At 70.2% G+C, this 12,945-nt stretch carries 15 protein-coding genes; 5 read left to right on the forward strand and 10 right to left on the reverse strand.

Annotated features, from left to right (window positions below):
- The first annotated feature begins 366 nt into the window (after positions 1 to 366).
- Positions 367 to 1,365, forward strand: a complete 999-nt coding sequence (locus V3W47_RS00890; protein ID WP_331823261.1) for a 4Fe-4S binding protein — start codon at positions 367 to 369, stop codon at positions 1,363 to 1,365.
- 115 nt (positions 1,366 to 1,480) lie between these two features.
- Positions 1,481 to 2,167, forward strand: a complete 687-nt coding sequence (locus tag V3W47_RS00895; protein WP_331823262.1) for a bacteriorhodopsin — start codon at positions 1,481 to 1,483, stop codon at positions 2,165 to 2,167.
- Positions 2,168 to 2,204: 37 nt separating this feature from the next.
- Here V3W47_RS00895 and V3W47_RS00900 read toward each other — a convergent pair whose 3' ends face one another.
- The 3 genes from V3W47_RS00900 to V3W47_RS00910 all read right to left on the reverse strand — a co-directional run bounded on the left by V3W47_RS00900 (position 2,205) and on the right by V3W47_RS00910 (position 5,296).
- Entirely contained in the window at positions 2,205 to 3,587 is a 1,383-nt protein-coding gene (locus V3W47_RS00900; RefSeq protein WP_331823263.1) for a D-alanyl-D-alanine carboxypeptidase/D-alanyl-D-alanine-endopeptidase, read from the reverse strand.
- Between the two features lie 40 nt (positions 3,588 to 3,627).
- Complete coding sequence (locus tag V3W47_RS00905) at positions 3,628 to 4,461, reverse strand: SDR family oxidoreductase (protein WP_331823264.1); 834 nt, start codon at positions 4,459 to 4,461, stop codon at positions 3,628 to 3,630.
- Positions 4,462 to 4,525: 64 nt separating this feature from the next.
- Complete coding sequence (locus V3W47_RS00910; protein ID WP_331823265.1) at positions 4,526 to 5,296, reverse strand: enoyl-CoA hydratase-related protein; 771 nt, start codon at positions 5,294 to 5,296, stop codon at positions 4,526 to 4,528.
- 77 nt (positions 5,297 to 5,373) lie between these two features.
- Between V3W47_RS00910 and V3W47_RS00915 the strand changes: the two genes are divergently transcribed.
- The gene (locus tag V3W47_RS00915) at positions 5,374 to 5,778 is read left to right on the forward strand and encodes an NUDIX domain-containing protein (protein ID WP_331823266.1); all 405 of its coding nucleotides are present in this window, start codon (positions 5,374 to 5,376) and stop codon (positions 5,776 to 5,778) included.
- A 5-nt stretch (positions 5,779 to 5,783) separates the two neighbouring features.
- Here V3W47_RS00915 and V3W47_RS00920 read toward each other — a convergent pair whose 3' ends face one another.
- Both V3W47_RS00920 and pdxY read right to left on the reverse strand, forming a co-directional pair.
- Positions 5,784 to 6,050: a hypothetical protein gene (locus tag V3W47_RS00920; protein ID WP_331823267.1), complete on the reverse strand. Its 267-nt coding sequence runs from the start codon at positions 6,048 to 6,050 to the stop codon at positions 5,784 to 5,786.
- Between the two features lie 60 nt (positions 6,051 to 6,110).
- Positions 6,111 to 7,034 (reverse strand): pyridoxal kinase PdxY, encoded by a 924-nt coding sequence (gene pdxY / locus V3W47_RS00925; RefSeq protein WP_331823268.1) that lies wholly within the window; start codon positions 7,032 to 7,034, stop codon positions 6,111 to 6,113.
- 128 nt (positions 7,035 to 7,162) lie between these two features.
- Here pdxY and V3W47_RS00930 point away from each other — a divergent pair, with 128 nt between their 5' ends.
- The gene (locus V3W47_RS00930; RefSeq protein WP_331823269.1) at positions 7,163 to 8,380 is read left to right on the forward strand and encodes an MFS transporter; all 1,218 of its coding nucleotides are present in this window, start codon (positions 7,163 to 7,165) and stop codon (positions 8,378 to 8,380) included.
- 65 nt (positions 8,381 to 8,445) lie between these two features.
- On the opposite strand, the gene V3W47_RS00935 is transcribed toward V3W47_RS00930, so the two are convergent.
- The gene (locus tag V3W47_RS00935; RefSeq protein WP_331823270.1) at positions 8,446 to 8,988 is read right to left on the reverse strand and encodes a DUF4142 domain-containing protein; all 543 of its coding nucleotides are present in this window, start codon (positions 8,986 to 8,988) and stop codon (positions 8,446 to 8,448) included.
- A 203-nt stretch (positions 8,989 to 9,191) separates the two neighbouring features.
- Between V3W47_RS00935 and V3W47_RS00940 the strand changes: the two genes are divergently transcribed.
- On the forward strand, positions 9,192 to 9,587 hold the full coding sequence (locus V3W47_RS00940; RefSeq protein WP_331823271.1) for a hypothetical protein: 396 nt from the start codon (positions 9,192 to 9,194) through the stop codon (positions 9,585 to 9,587).
- Between the two features lie 70 nt (positions 9,588 to 9,657).
- Here the strand turns inward: V3W47_RS00940 and V3W47_RS00945 are convergent, their stop codons facing one another.
- Genes V3W47_RS00945 through V3W47_RS00960 form a run of 4 tightly spaced genes read right to left on the reverse strand, consistent with a single transcriptional unit; the run spans position 9,658 to position 12,763 of the window.
- The gene (locus V3W47_RS00945) at positions 9,658 to 9,855 is read right to left on the reverse strand and encodes a hypothetical protein (protein WP_331823272.1); all 198 of its coding nucleotides are present in this window, start codon (positions 9,853 to 9,855) and stop codon (positions 9,658 to 9,660) included.
- Positions 9,856 to 9,913: 58 nt separating this feature from the next.
- Positions 9,914 to 11,227 carry a cytochrome b gene (locus V3W47_RS00950; RefSeq protein WP_331823273.1) on the reverse strand — a complete coding sequence of 438 codons (1,314 nt, stop codon included), beginning with the start codon at positions 11,225 to 11,227 and terminating at the stop codon, positions 9,914 to 9,916.
- Positions 11,224 to 11,889: a Rieske (2Fe-2S) protein gene (locus V3W47_RS00955; RefSeq protein ID WP_331823274.1), complete on the reverse strand. Its 666-nt coding sequence runs from the start codon at positions 11,887 to 11,889 to the stop codon at positions 11,224 to 11,226. Before V3W47_RS00955 ends, V3W47_RS00950 begins: the two co-directional genes overlap by 4 nt.
- A gap of 19 nt (positions 11,890 to 11,908) precedes the next feature.
- Entirely contained in the window at positions 11,909 to 12,763 is an 855-nt protein-coding gene (locus V3W47_RS00960) for a c-type cytochrome (RefSeq protein ID WP_331823275.1), read from the reverse strand.
- Between the last annotated feature and the right edge of the window lie 182 nt (positions 12,764 to 12,945).

A 12,945-nucleotide genomic window follows, 5' to 3' on the forward strand; every position in this document is an offset into this window, starting at 1 on the left:
TTCACCCCCTCGCGGCCTCCTCCCAGGGGACGCCTGATGTGAATTGCAGATTGGGCGGCAGGGGCGTTTTCGCTGTCCAGGAGAAGGGCGAGCGTGGCTCGCCACCCCTCTCCCCGGCCCTCTCCCGCAAGGGGAGAGGGAGAAAAAAGCACATCCGGCACGCTTATTTTCCAATTCACATCAGGCGTTCAAGGGGGAGGAGCTAAAAAGCTGATGCCCAAGCATCTTTTCTCCCTCCCTCCTTGTGGGGGAGGGTCGGGGAGGGGGGTGACGAGCGGCGCTCGCCTTGCTTTTGGGACGCAACAATCCCCTTCCTTCGTCTCCCGCCTCCCTTTGCTCCCACACCCCCGGCGCTAGACTCCCCGCGTGTTGAAGGGCGTTCTCAGCCGTCTGGGCGAGTATGGCAACCAGATGCCGCGTTATACGGGGCCACGCTGTCTGCTGGAGCGGCAGGCGGTCGGCGGGTGTGACGCCTGCCACGCCACCTGCCCGCACGACGCCATCACGGTCGGGCCGCTGGGCGACAGCATCCGCATCGACCCGGCGGCGTGTACGGGCTGCGGCCTGTGCGTGCAGGTCTGCCCGACGGGGGCGCTGGAGTACGACCTGACCCCCACCCTCCAGAGCGTGCGCGACGCGGGACAGACGGGGGAAGCTGGCCTCACCTGCTCCCAGAGCGGGGCGGGCGGGCCGACCCTGCCCTGCCTGGGCCGCGTGACGCCCGCCGTGGTCGCCGCCGCCGGAGCGTGGGGCATCCCGCTCACCATGATTCACGGGGAATGCGAGAACTGCCCGGTGGGAGCCTCCGACGTGCCCGAGCGCCTGGAGCGCGTGGTGGAGGAGGCGAACCATCTGCGGGGGGCGACCGGGCGGCCCGCCGAGGCCACCGTCCGTCCCGCCACTCCCGAGGACCGCGACCGGGCGGTGACGGTCTCGCGCCGTGGAGCCTTCGCCACCCTGCTGCGGGCGGGGCGTCAGCAGGTCGCGCAGGCGATTCCTGACCGTCCCCTCCCCTTCGTGGACTGGAGCCAGCCGGGGGAGCGCACCCCGGAGGAATGGCGCTGGCGGGCACGCGCCCTGACGCCGGACCCGGCCCCGAACGCGGGCGTCTTCTGGCCCGCCCCCCTCGTGGACGACTCCTGTATCGACTGCCCGGTGTGTGCCAACGTCTGCCCCACGGGGGCGATCACCCGCGACCTCAAGCCGGAGGGCGGCGCGCGGCTGCTCCTCAACCTCTCGGCCTGCACGGGCTGTATGGCCTGCGTGCGCTCGTGCCCGCCGGACGCGATGCACCCGCAGGACGAGTGGCTGCCCGCCGCCTTCCACACACCGATCCTGATTCGGGACGGTGGCGGGGCGATGTAGGGGCAGGGTGGGAGGCCCGGAAGACCCCCGGCGAAGTCCGCCCCCGTTCCCAAGAATGAAGTCCGGGTTGATCCCGGGTCACATGCGGGACGGCCACCCTCCGGCAAGGTGGGGCATGACGAGTGAACTGTGGCTGTGGCCGTACGTGGCGCTGATGGCGGCGGGGGCGCTGCTCTTCTATAGCTGGAGCCGTGACCCGCGCGGGGTGCCGCAGGTGGAATACCTCGTCGCCATCGTCATTCCGGTGTGGTCGGGCCTGGCGTATACGGCGATGGCGCTGGGTCAGGGGCTGCTGGAGGTGGACGGCCAGACGACCTACGTGCCGCGCTATCTCGACTGGGTGGTGACCACGCCGCTGCTGCTGGTCGCCCTGGCCCTGACGGCCATGAACCGCGCCGCCCAGAAGAACTGGACCCTGCTGGGTGCCCTGATCTTCAGCGACGTGGTGATGATCGTGAGCGGGCTGGTCTCCGACCTGTCGGAGGGACCCGCCCGCACGCTGTGGTACCTGAACGGGGTCGTCGCCTTCATGATCGTGCTGGCGCTGATCTGGGGTCCCCTGCGCGCGGAGGCGGAACGGGGCGGGACGGACCTCGCGGCCCTGTACCGCCGGGTCGCGGGCTTCCTGACCGCCTTGTGGTTCGCCTACCCCACGATCTGGGCCATCGGCCCGTCCGGCTTCGACCTGATCGGGCAGACCACCGAGACGGCGCTGTTCGTGATCTTCCCCTTCCTCTCCAAGGTCGGCTTCAGCATTCTGGACCTGAGCGGCCTGCGCCGTCTGTCCACCCGTCCTGTCTGACCCCCGCCCGTGGGTGAGCGGCGGGGAGGAACGGGCCTCAATACGCGGCGGCCACCGCCCGCACGATCTCGTCCTGGGCCGCCCGCAAGGCCCGGTTGAAGGTGTTCTCCGGCCCGTTCATCAGGAGGGAGAAGGCGAGGGTGTGCCCGCTCCGGCCCGTCACGTACCCGCTCAGGGCCGAGACGCCGGGAAGGGTGCCCGTCTTGGCGCGCACGTCCAGCCCCGACCCGACGAGCCGCCCGGCGAGGGTGCCGCCCCGACCGGCATAGCCCGGCAGGTAGGCCCCCGTCCCCGCCTGCGGCAGCGCCTCGACGAACAGGTTGCGCCGGGCGCGGTAGGTCTGGCCGGGCGACTCGGCCCGCAGCGCCCCGGCGGTGGGATACGGGAGGTCGTGGACGGCCCGCAGCAGGCCAACCAGCGCACGGGGGGTGACGCGGTTCTCCCGGCTCAGGCCGCTGCCGTCGGCGAGGCGGATGTGGGTGAGGTCCACCCCCAGCCGCCGCAGGGCCGCCCGCTCCCGCGCCAGCGCCCCGGCCAGCGCGCCGTTCCCAGCGGGCCGCACCGCCAGCGTGGCGAGCAGTTCCTCGGAGCGCAGATTGTCGCTGGGGCGCAGCATGGCGTACAGGAAACTCCTGGGCGACCCGCTGCGAACCGTCGCCACCCCCTGCTCCGGTCGTCGGTTCAGCGGCACGACGGGATCGGGGGGAAGGGCCTGGCCCCGCTCGTCCGTCCGCGACGGTGGTCGGTAAGGCAGGAAGGGCCGGGCCGTTCCCATCCCCTCCGACCGCACCCGCACCCCGGCGCGGCGCAACTCGGCGACGAGGGCAGCCCCCACCCGCTCCCGCGCCTCCGCCGCCGATGTGGGCGTGTTGTTGTGCCACTCGGCCAGGCGAACGGGGGTCATGGGCACGCCGAGAAGGAGGCCGTCCCAGGTCGAGGCGTCCAGTGTGGATTCGTCCAGCAGAACTGCGCCGACCTCCCGCACGCCCCGCCCGTGGACCTGACGCGCCAGCGCCCGCAGGCTGTTCGGGCCGTCCGCGATGCTCAGCGTCGGGTCGGCGCTTCCGCGCAGGGTGAGGTGGGAGACGCGCGCCCGGCCCACCTCGCGGGCGGGCACCGTGAGTTCCGTGCTCCACCACCCGCCCGCCCCACCCCGGTCGAGCAGCGCCGACGCCGCCACGATGAGCTTGCGGTTGCTCGCGGGGATGAAGGGCTGATCGGCGTTCCGCGACTCCAGCACCCGGCCCGTCGTCAGGTCGCGCACGAGGACGCCGGCGCGCACTCCCGGCGGCAACCCGTCCACGACCCGCCGCACCCCCGCGCTCAGCCCCGGCTCACGGACGGGCGGGGCGGCGGGGGGAGCCTGTGCGCCCGACCACGGGGCCAGCAGCGCCAGGCAGAGGGGGAGGAGACGGCGCACGCGGGAGAGGATACGACAGCGGGCGAGCAAGGCCAGAACTTCAGCCCCCGGACTTCTGCATCTGGAGATACATCTGATACTGCGGTGCCCCTCCCAGCATGTTCTGGCCGCCGTCCACGGGAAGAATCACGCCCGTGACGTAGCTCGCCGCGTCGGACACGAGGAAGAGGGCCGCGTTGGCGATGTCCTGCGGCACCCCGAAGCGGCCCAGGGGCACGGTGCGGGTGAACTGCTGCCGGGTGCGCTCGTCGGGGGCGAGGCGGGCCATCCCCTCGGTGCCGTCGATGGGACCGGGAATGATCGCGTTCACCCGCACGCCGCGCAATCCCCACTCGACCGCGAGCGTCCGCGTCAGGGCGTCCACCCCCGCCTTCGCCGCGACGACGTGCGCCTGCATGGGCACGGGCACCCCGTAGGCGCTGATGGAGAGGATGTTGCCGCCGGGCACGCGCAGATGCGGCGCGCACGCCTTGATCGTGTTGTAGGTGCCCAGCAGGTCGATGTCCACGACCGTCTTGAACCCGTTGGGGCTGATGCCGTCCACCGGGGCCGGGAAATTCCCCGCCGCCCCCGCGATCACGATATCGAGCGGACCGAATGCCTCCACCCCGGCCTGTGCCGCCGCCTGGAGCGCCGCGAAGTCGCGCACGTCCGCCGAGACGCCGAGCGCCCGGCCCCCCTCCGCCTCGATGCCCCGCGCGGCGCTCACGCCCTTCTCCAGGTTGCGGCCCAGGATGGTCACGGCGCACCCGTGCGCGGCGAAGCTCCGCGCGATGCCGAGGTTGATGCCGCTGCCGCCCCCGGTGATGAGGGCGTGTTTGCCCGTCAGGAGGTCGGGGCGGAAGGTGGTGGCGGGGTCGGCGGGCTGGGTCATGGGTGGCTCCTTCGAAGGAAGCTGTCAGCTCTCAGCGGTCAGCTTTCAGCAAGAGACGGACGCTTTAGCGGTGGCTTTCGGATGCTGACGGCTGACGGCTGACCGCTGAGAGCTTCAAGGCCTCCGCCGTCATGTGCCGCGCGTTCCACTGCACCGCCGCCGCCAGGCTCTCCGCGTGGGAGAGGCCATCTTGCAGGGTGCGCTTGGTGCCCTCCAAAGCTCTGGGCGGCAGCGTGGCAAGGTGAGCGGCGAGGGCGTGAGCGCGGGCGTACAGGGCGTCAGCGTCCGGCAGCACCTCCGTCACGAGACCCCAGCGTTCGGCGGTGGCGGCGTCGATGGGTTCGCCCGTCAGCGCGAGGTGGGCGGCGCGGCCCCGCCCGATGAGGTGGGGCAGCCGCTGAAGGCCCCCCAGGTCGGCGGTGATACCCAGTTTGACCTCCGGCAGGCTGAAGCGGGCCGACGCGCTGCACAGCCGCAGGTCGCAGGCGGCGGCGAGTTCCAGCCCCGCGCCGATGCACCAGCCGTCGATGGCGGCGATCACAGGCACGGGCAGCGCGGCGAGGCCCTCGATGGCGGCGTGCATCTCGTCCACCACAGTCTTGAACCGCTCCGGGTCGCCCAGGGCCGGGGCGATCAGGGGCGCGGTCGCCGCCACGTCCAGCCCGACGCTGAAGGCCCGCTCGCCGCGCACGACCAGCACGCGTGCCCCCTCCACCTCCGCGAGCGCCAGCGGCACCTCCCGCCATGTCGCCGGGCCGAAGGCCCCTTTCGGGTGCGCGAGGGTCAGGGTCGCCACCTCCCCCTCGCGGGAGAGCCGCACACTGTCATAGCTCATGGGTGGAGTGTACCCGGTTCAAAAAGGCGGGGCGCAGGAAGGACGGCCCGCCCCTCCCCATACGCCAGACTGCCCCCATGCGAACGGTCGTGGTGGGCATCCTGGAACGCGAGGGACTGGAGGGCGGGCGGCAGGTCCTCGTGAGCGCCCGGTCCTCCCCCGCGTGGGCGGCGGGCCAGTGGGAGTTTCCGGGTGGGCGGGTGAAGGACGGCGAGACGGAGGCGGCGGCCCTCGTCCGGGAGTGGCGCGAGGGGCTGGGGGCCGAGGTGGAGGCGGGCGAGGAGGTCTACCGCACGAGTCTGGAGACGCCCGTGGGGCCGTTCACGCTCGTCGCGCTGCGGCTGCGGCTGCTCGCGGACCTGCCACGACCACCCGAACACCGCGCCGTCGCGTGGGTGGCTCCCGCCGACCTCTCCCGCCTGCGCCTGCTGCCGGGCAACGTGCCTATAGCGCGGGTGTTGCTGGAAACCTCGGCCCCCTGACGTTCCTACATCACGAAGAAGCTCAGGCCGAACATGACGAGGGCGGGGAACACGACCACGACCCCCGGCATGGTGTTAGGTCTGCCTCGCATCCGCGCCATCTCCGCCACGGACTGCAACAGGAACCACAGCGCCGCCGAACCGAGCAGGCCGCTCAGCCACAGCAGGGGCCGCAGCTCCAGCAGAAACCCCGCGACGAAGACGATCGCGCTCAAGCCCTCCAGCGCCAGGAAGATGAGGTGCGAACGTTGGAAGGCGGCCCCGGAGGTCATGCCCCCGATCCTGCCGCCTCCCGTCCCACGGGATTCTGACGCGCCCGAATGTGAAGCGGCCTACCCGACCTGTTCCGCCCCGAACATCCGGGAAGGCCGCACGAACTCCTCCTGCGCGGCGACGAGCTGAATCTCGCGGGTGCCCGCCGCGTGGGTGCGCTCCAGCACGGCGAACAGGGCGCTCATGCTCAGGGCGAGGGCCTCTCCCGCGTCCCCTGTCTGGAGGAAATGCCCGAAGAACAGCGCGGCGATGGCGTCGCCCGTGCCGTTGCGGGGGGGGTCCAGCGGCAGCAGGGGGGTGCGGCACAGCCACGCGCCGCCTTCCGTTACCGCCAGCGTCTCGATCACGTCCCCCGGCGCGTCCTCCCGCACGAGGCTCGTCACGACGACGATGCGGGGGCCGCCCGCCCGCAGGGAGCCGCGCAGGGTCCGGGCCGCGTCCAGCGCCTCCGCCAGCGTCGTCACGCGCACGCCCGTCAGCAACTCCAGCTCGAACTGGTTGGGCGTCACCACGTCCGCCTCGGGAATGGCCTGCGTGCGGATGAGGTCGGGCAGCTCGGGCCGCACGAACACGCCGCGCCCCACGTCGCCCATCACGGGGTCACAGCAGTACAGGGCCGACGGATTGGCCGCGCGCACCCGCCGCACCGCGCCCACCACCGCGCCCACCGTGCCCTCGCTGCCCATGTAGCCGCTCAGGACCGCGTGACACGTCGGCAGCACGCCCCGCGCCTCGATGCCGTCGATGATCTGCGCCACATGCTCGGGCGGGAAGACGTTGCCCGTCCACGCCCCGTACCCCGTGTGGTTGGAAAACTGCACCGTGTTGATCGCCCAGACCTCGAAGCCCAGCCGTTGCAACGGGAAGACGGCGGCGGCGTTTCCCACGTGCCCGTAACTCACCCACGACTGGATGCTCAGCAGGTTGAGGGGCAGCGCCTGATGAGAGGGGGAGGCGTCGGCGGGCGAGGAGGGGACAGTCATGGGCTGAGCATAGCGGGGGACATGCGGGGCGGTGGGGCGGCAGGGCGGCAGGGCAGGGGGCAGGGCCACCCGGACCTGAGGGCGGGCCGTACTCCCGATTCCACGCTCCCCGGCGTACACTCCCCCGCGTGACCGCCCGTCCCGCCACCGCGCCCTTTCGCCCCTCGCCCGCGCACCTGGGCCTCATCGCCGTCACCTTCCTGATGTGGGGCGGCTTTTTCCTCATCATCCCCCTTGTCACGGTGCACTTCGTCGGCGGGCTGGGGTGGGCGGCGGCGAGCGTGGGGCTGGTGCTGGGGGTGCGCCAGCTCACGCAGCAGGGCCTGACCGTCTTCGGGGGCGCGTGGGCCGACCGGGTGGGGCCGAAGCCGCTCATCCTGGCCGGGTGCCTCATCCGCACGCTCGGCTTCGCGGGCATGGCCTTCTCGGACACCTTCGCGGAGCTGCTCGCCGCCTCGGTGCTGGCGGGGGTGGGCGGTGGGCTGTTCGACGCGCCCAAGAGTGCGGCCATCACCGCCGTCACGGCCCCCGAACACCGGGCGCGGATGTTCAGCCTGATCGGCGTGGCCGGGAACCTCGGCATGGTGACGGGGCCGCTGATCGGCGCGGCGCTCGCGGGAATCGGCTTCCGAACGGCGGCGCTGGCGAGCGCGGCGGTGTACGTCCTTTCCGCCGCGCTGCTCGCTCTCACCCTTCCGCACGTCCGGCCCGCGCGCACGGCGGGAGGCGGCCTCGCCGGGCTGTGGACGGCGGCGCGCGACCGACGCTTCCGGCGCTTCACCCTCGTGCTCATCGGCTACTTCCTGCTGAGCACGCAGATCAACGTGGCCGTAACCCTCAAGGCCATCGCGCTCGCCGGGCCGGGGGCGACCGGGCCACTCTACGGGCTGTCGGCGGGGCTGGCCGTCCTGTTGCAATATCCGCTTCTCCGGTTGGTGGAGCGGCGTGTCCGAACCCGCGTCGCCCTCGTCGCGGCGGTTCTCACCGTCGGGCTGAGCCTGGGGCTGATGGGCCTCGCCGTCACCTTCGGGCAACTCCTCGCGTGCGTGGCGCTCTACAGCCTGGGCACCATGCTCGTCTATCCCACCCAGCAGACCCTCACGGCGCGGCTCGCCCCGCCCGGTGCCACGGGGAGCTACTTCGGCTTCTCCGCGATCAGCCTCGGGGTGGGAGGCGCGCTCGGCAACGTGGTCGGCGGCACGCTGGTAGACGCCGGGGAGAGCCTGGGGCTGCCGCTGCTCCCGTGGCTCTCCCTGATGACCGTGGGACTGGTCACGGCCCTCGGCCTGCGCTGGGCGCTGCGGGAGGTGCCGGGCCGGGAGGCGGCGGAGGGCATGGGCGCGTAACGGGATCAAACGAAAGGTCCCACACCCAGTTATGAGGGACCGGGGTGGGGCCGGGTGGAAGGGACTCAGTGGCCGCCGGAATGGCCCGCCGACTGACCCGCCGGAGCGCCGCCGCCGAGCGACTGAATCTCCTGGAGGTGGCGCTGGATGAGCGGCAGGTTCTTGTTGGCGAACGCCAAAACTCCAGCGTCCCTGCCCGCCGTCTGCTCGTTCTGGAAGACACTCACGGTGAGCTGGTGGCTCAGCGTCTGCTCGCGGATGTAGGCCGCATCGAACTCCGCACCGTTCAGGCCGCTCAGGGTCGTCACCTTGAGTTGTAACTCCGGGGGCAGGGCCGGAGGCAGCGGCACCCGGCGGGCCGACGCGAGGGCCGCCACCTCGTTCTGCGCGGTCGTGTGCTCGTTGATCATCTGCTGGGCGTAGGTGCGGATGGCGGGCGTGTTTGACTTCTGGAGCGCCACCTGCGACGACTGAATCTCGAAGAGGTTGCTGCCCGTGGCCGCCTGGAGGAACAGGCCGTCGGCGGTGCTCGCGTTCGGGGCTGTCAAAGACGGCGCGCACGCGGCGAGAACGAAGGGGAGGAGCAGGGCGGCAGAACGTTTGGACATGGGAAGGCCTCCGGGCTGGGATAACGAAGGTCACGCCGGGGCGGACCTCGCGCGAGCTTCGTTTCAGCCCCTAGTCTGGGCGGTCCGGTACCCGCGACCGTGGCAGGACCTTCAAGGCAGAGTCAACTTCGCCTCAAGCCGGGGGAGTGAGCATGGCCCGGCCCACAATCCCCGCCGTCCTCTGCGCGGCGTACACTCCCCCTATGGCGTGGGTCAACGTCTTCATGCTGCTGCTCGTGGCGCTGCTCGTCGGCTGGATTCCCGTACTGGGGCCGCTCGCGCTGGGCTTCCTGGCGGGCCGGGCGGAGCGGGGCGTCCGGGCCGTGCTCGTGCTGCTGCCCGCCCTCCTCCTCCAGACGCTCGGCCTCCTCGGCGTGCGCTGGCTGGAGAACGCGGTGGAGGCGCGCGGGCTGGACGGCTGGTTCTGGACCGCCCTCACGTGGCTGGGCAGCCCCGTCAACGCCGCGCTGGGCCGTCCCCTCGGCGGCATGATCGGCGACAGCGACCTGCCCGGTTTCCTCCTGCTGTTCACCCTGCCCGCCCTCATCGGCCTGGGCCTGGGGATGCTGACGGGTGGGCGGCGACGGCGGGGGCTGTAGCAGACTTTTGCTCCTCCCCCCCTACGGGGGAGGCCGGGTGGGGGGTGACGCCGAAGGCGTCCTATGCTCCTCAGTTCCCCGTCACCCGCCTCTGCGCCCAACACCCCACATCCTCCTCCCCGGCCACCAATCCGAGCGCCGCGAGTTCATCCAGCACGGCCTGAGCGAAGGCCCGCACCGTGTCCGGCTTGGCCTCGGCAGCATTGAGGGCGTCCAGCCCGAGCAGCCGGGCCTGTTGAGCGAGGTGGGTGGCGAGGTCGTCCTTCACGCCCGACAGCATAGAAAAAGCCCCGGCACTGGACCGGGGCAGAGCGCGTGAGGTGAGCCTAGTCGTCCGCCGCCTGGAACGCGGTGCGGTCGCGGGAGTCGGCCTCGCGCAGGGCACGGATGCCGCGCACGATGCCCTGCACCGCGAAGTACGACGCGGCGGGAAGAGCGAAGGACGCGACCCACAGCACCATGTTGGAGTTCTCAGTCGAGAGGATGCCCGCGCTGATCAGCTCCGGCTTGTACCCGGCGACCGACCACACGACGAGCAGCATCATGAAGGCCACGCCCGCGCCGAGCCGCACCGGGTAGTTGGTGGGATTCTCAGCGTAGTACAGGTTCTCCTTGCTGCGGTCGAGCATGGGCACCGCGAACATCGCCAGCAGGGCCATCGTCGGCACCACGATAGCGCCCACGAACTCCGCGCCGATGATGCCGCCGAACAGGTGGAACTCGAAGCTGGGAATGATCGCCAGCACACCGAAGACCCACAGCAGGTACCAGTCGGGCTTGATGTTGTTGATCGGCGTGGTGGAGGGCGGCCCGAAGTATTCGACCGGGTGGACCGGGATAAAGGCGCTGAACAGCACGATGATGCCCGCGAACGCAAAAGTGAGCAGCAGCATGATGGGCGTTTGCTGGGTCATCAGCGGCACGCCGACGATCTTCTTGTAGGCGATGCGCTTGGCGTACTGCGGCTGCGTGTGCTTCTGCTTGATCATGATCAGCATGTGCGCGGCGGTCAGCCCCAGCAGGATGCCCGGCAGCAGCATGATGTGGTAGCCGTACACGCGCGGGATCACACCGTCGCCGGGGAACTTGCCCGCGAAGGCGGCCTGCGCCACCCACTCGCCCACCCACGGAATCGAGGCCGCGATGCCGTAGATCACCTTGAGGGTGTTGTAGGCGTAATTGTCGTAGGGCAGCACGTAGCCCGTCACGGCGGTCAGCGCCGCGAAGATCAGGAGCAGCATCCCGATCCACCAGTTGATCTCGCGCGGCTTCTTGAACGCGCCCGTGAAGTACACCCGCATCATGTGGATCACCGACGCGGCGATCATGATGTTTGCCGTCCAGTGGTGGATGCGACGCAGCATGTCCCCGAAGGGCATCGCGTTAATCTTCAGGGCTGAGTGGTACGCCGCCGGGACGAGGTTGGGCGCGTCCGTCGTGCCGGGGTCGAAGGAGTTCACGACGAGGCTGTTGCTCGGCTCGTAGGACAGAGCGAGCAGGATGCCCGTCAGGATCAGGATGATCAGGCTGAACAGGGTGATCTCGCCCAGGAAAAAGGCGTGATGGACGGGAAAGGCCTTACGCAGGAACTTGTCGTTCAGGCGCGAAATGTGCAGACGCTCATCAAGCCACTGGTTCATGCGAGCTGTTCCTCCACTTCTTCCTTAAAGGACTCCCACTCGGCCTCGGCGGTAAACGGATACGGCATCTGCAAGAAGAAGTCCGCCACCACGATGTTCTCGCCCTGAAGCCGGATGGGCAACTGCGCGAGCGCGCGGGGCGGCGGCCCACCCACCACGGCGGCGGCGCGCTTGGGGTCGTACTCGCCGGAGTGGCACGGGCACTTCATCGCCCCGGCGCGGGTGTCGCTGTCGGAGACCGAGCAGCCCGCGTGGGTGCAGATGTCGCTGTAGGCCACGACCTCGCCGTTGATCGTCGCGTCCAGGTTGGTGGGGGCCACGATCTGCCCGCGCGGAAAGCGGTACAGCGCGAGGATGTTGTTGGGGTCGCCCTTGCGAATCACGTTCTCGCCGTTCTCGTCCTTGCCCATCGGCCACACGCGGACGAGTTGCTCGTTGAGTTCGCTGAGCTTGACGGGCTGGCCCTCCTTGTTGTTCTCCGCGTGAACGAGGATGTCGCCCTCAAGTGGCGGCATCTTGTCGCGCGTGAGGCGGAAGACGGGGTTGGCGGTGCCGAGCGTGCTGAGCAGGCTCACGCCCCCCACGGCGGCGGTCGTGCCCATCGCCAGGTTGATGAAGCGGCGGCGGCTGAGTTCGGGGTCCTGTCTCTTGTAGCGGGTCATCGTTGATTCTCTCCTTCCCTTACCAGGGGAACTCGCCGCTGGCGTCCTCCACCAGCACCTCGCCGTCCATGAAGAACTTCTTGTACAGGGCGATGGCGACGGCGATGGTGAGCAGGATCATCGCGGCGAAAAAGCCCTCCATCGCCACGTTCGGCATCTCGCGGTTGGCCCACGCGGCGTAGTCGGCGACCATCTGCCGCACGAACAGCACGCTGAACAGCAGGCTCAGCCCCAGCGTGACCACCATCGCCAGCATCGCCACGGGCGTCGCGCGTACCTTGTGAATGCCGGGTTGCAGCTCCTGCCCCTCGGCCCACACGCTGTACAGCCCGATCACGCCGTAGGTCAGCAACACCATCACGAAGGTCGCCAGGAAGATTTCGGGCAGCTTGATGTCCTCGGGGACGAAGCGGCTGCGGTTCTTCAGCACGGCGGGGTCGATCCTCGTCTGCCCCTCGGCGACGAGCGCGGGCGTCAGCGGCTCCTCCACCTCGTTGCCCCAGGAGTTGAGCACGTAGTTGGAAACCGCGTACACCTCCTGCTCCGAGAGCTGCGGGAAGGCGGGCATCTGCCCCTTGCCCTTCGTGATGATGGTATGGACGTACACCGGGTCCTTGACGATTTTCTCGTCGCCCGCCAGCCTCGGGCCTGCCCCGCCCTGCCCCTGCGCCCCGTGACAGCCCACGCATCCGGCGGAGGTGTACACCTGCGCGCCCACCGTCGGCCAATCGCGGGTGATGCTCGCCGTCACCTCGGGGTCCACCACGATGGGTTCGGGAGCCGTCTCCTTGTTGAACAGGAACAGCAGAATGATCCACATGATCGCCGCGCACACGATGGCGACCCAGGGCATCACAGCGTCGTTTCTCTCCACGTTCTTCTCCTCGCGCTTGAAGTGCCCTCACGGGGCCTGCCCAGTCCGGAACCGCCAAAGGCCGCCGAAGTCGTGTCCAGCATAACACGTACCCAGGACGCCTCCCGCCCGTGCTGTACGTCAAAAAGACTGGCCCAAAGACTATACTTCCGCACCGTCATTCTGGCCCTGACCGAGCGGTT

Origin of the sequence: Deinococcus sp. YIM 134068 (assembly GCF_036543075.1) — a bacterium.
Taxonomy (GTDB): domain Bacteria; phylum Deinococcota; class Deinococci; order Deinococcales; family Deinococcaceae; genus Deinococcus; species Deinococcus lichenicola.

Excerpts from the sequence above, each read along its gene's own strand:
- V3W47_RS00895 (WP_331823262.1), top strand. The coding sequence starts at position 1,481 with ATGACGAGTGAACTGTGGCTGTGGCCGTACGTGGCGCTGATGGCGGCG.
- V3W47_RS00905 (WP_331823264.1), bottom strand. The coding sequence starts at position 4,461 with ATGACCCAGCCCGCCGACCCCGCCACCACCTTCCGCCCCGACCTCCTG.
- V3W47_RS00910 (WP_331823265.1), bottom strand. The coding sequence starts at position 5,296 with ATGAGCTATGACAGTGTGCGGCTCTCCCGCGAGGGGGAGGTGGCGACC.
- V3W47_RS00915 (WP_331823266.1), top strand. The coding sequence starts at position 5,374 with ATGCGAACGGTCGTGGTGGGCATCCTGGAACGCGAGGGACTGGAGGGC.
- V3W47_RS00920 (WP_331823267.1), bottom strand. The coding sequence starts at position 6,050 with ATGACCTCCGGGGCCGCCTTCCAACGTTCGCACCTCATCTTCCTGGCG.
- pdxY (WP_331823268.1), bottom strand. The coding sequence starts at position 7,034 with ATGACTGTCCCCTCCTCGCCCGCCGACGCCTCCCCCTCTCATCAGGCG.
- V3W47_RS00935 (WP_331823270.1), bottom strand. The coding sequence starts at position 8,988 with ATGTCCAAACGTTCTGCCGCCCTGCTCCTCCCCTTCGTTCTCGCCGCG.
- V3W47_RS00940 (WP_331823271.1), top strand. The coding sequence starts at position 9,192 with ATGGCGTGGGTCAACGTCTTCATGCTGCTGCTCGTGGCGCTGCTCGTC.
- V3W47_RS00950 (WP_331823273.1), bottom strand. The coding sequence starts at position 11,227 with ATGAACCAGTGGCTTGATGAGCGTCTGCACATTTCGCGCCTGAACGAC.
- V3W47_RS00955 (WP_331823274.1), bottom strand. The coding sequence starts at position 11,889 with ATGACCCGCTACAAGAGACAGGACCCCGAACTCAGCCGCCGCCGCTTC.